Here is a 1,145-nt window from a genome sequence, read left to right as displayed (position 1 = left end):
CGCAGGAATTCCGGACTGGCGACCGGAAAGACCGGCGGCCGCGCCAGCTCGGCCCGCCTGATCCCCGGCGGCGCGTCATCCGCGGCCCCGTCCAGGCGATAGCGGATATCGGCATCCACCCCATCCGACCAGAAGGACACGCGCGCGTCGCTCGGCCGCAGCACCAGGTCGATCCCCGGATGCTCGGCGCGAAACGTCCCCAGCCGCCGCACCAGCCAGTGAAAGGCGAAGCCCGGCACGCACCACACCGACAATTGCGGCGCATCGCCGCTGCGCAGCGCCTGGGTCGCCTGGGCAATCTCGTCCAGCGCGGCGGCGATCCGCTCGTGATAGGCCTTGCCCGCCTCGGTCAGCGTGCCCTGCGTGCGGTCCAGCAGCGGCACCCCGGTCCATTGCTCCAGCGCGCGCAGATGCCGGCTGACCACCGCATGATCGACCGACAGAAACTCCGCCGCCCGCCTGATGCCGCGCGTCCGTCCGAATGCCTCAAACGCCCGCAACGGGGCAAACGGGGGAAAGACGCGCCGATCCGCCATGGGGACTCCACATCCAGATACTGGTGCCTTTTTGTCACCAATCCGGCAACAAAGGCAACTTCTGCGAATCATTACGTATGGCTAAGAATTCGTCGCGCAGGTTCGGGCGTACGGTCCGTCGATCAGATTGTGGCATTTCGGCAACGCAATGGAACTTTTGGAAATAAAGCGAGGGCGCTACATTCTGTTTCATACCGATATCCGATAAACCCGAGCATATGAAACGGCTATACTTTGTCCCTGCGGCCACATTCCCGGTATGCCGGGGCATCCTGGTCATTTAATTCCGGCGTTTTGCCGCAATCCCCGCATCGCTGGGATGTCCATGCCGCCCGATGTTCAAGCGAACATTGGCGGTGAACATTTTGGTACGAATATTTGCGGCGGCAATGATTGCCTGCATGACGATGGTTGAAACTGCTGAAAGCTGAATGATGCGATTTCTGACGATGTCTCCGGCCCGCAAGACGATTCCGACAAGTTCCCGCCGCCTGCTGGCCGGAGGATCGCTGTTCCTCTTCACGCTCAGCCCGCTTCCCGCCGCCCTGTCCGCCGCCCATGCCGCCCAGCCGGCCTCCACGCCGGCTCCCGGTTCGGCTCCCGGCTCGG

2 protein-coding genes are annotated in these 1,145 nt (G+C 63.6%); both read right to left on the bottom strand.

What is annotated here, in order from left to right:
- The coding region (locus HUK84_RS19435) for a LysR family transcriptional regulator (protein ID WP_176641676.1) at positions 1 to 536 on the bottom strand (536 nt) is incomplete at its 3' end.
- A gap of 280 nt (positions 537 to 816) precedes the next feature.
- Positions 817 to 1,145, bottom strand: a 329-nt coding sequence (locus HUK84_RS19430; protein ID WP_218064476.1) for a hypothetical protein, incomplete at its 5' end; no start/stop codon positions are given.

Source organism: Nguyenibacter vanlangensis, from assembly GCF_013376155.1.
In the GTDB taxonomy this organism is placed as follows: Bacteria; Pseudomonadota; Alphaproteobacteria; order Acetobacterales; family Acetobacteraceae; genus Gluconacetobacter; species Gluconacetobacter vanlangensis.
Note: the sequence above shows the minus strand (reverse complement) of the source record. Positions and strands in the feature narration are given on the sequence as shown.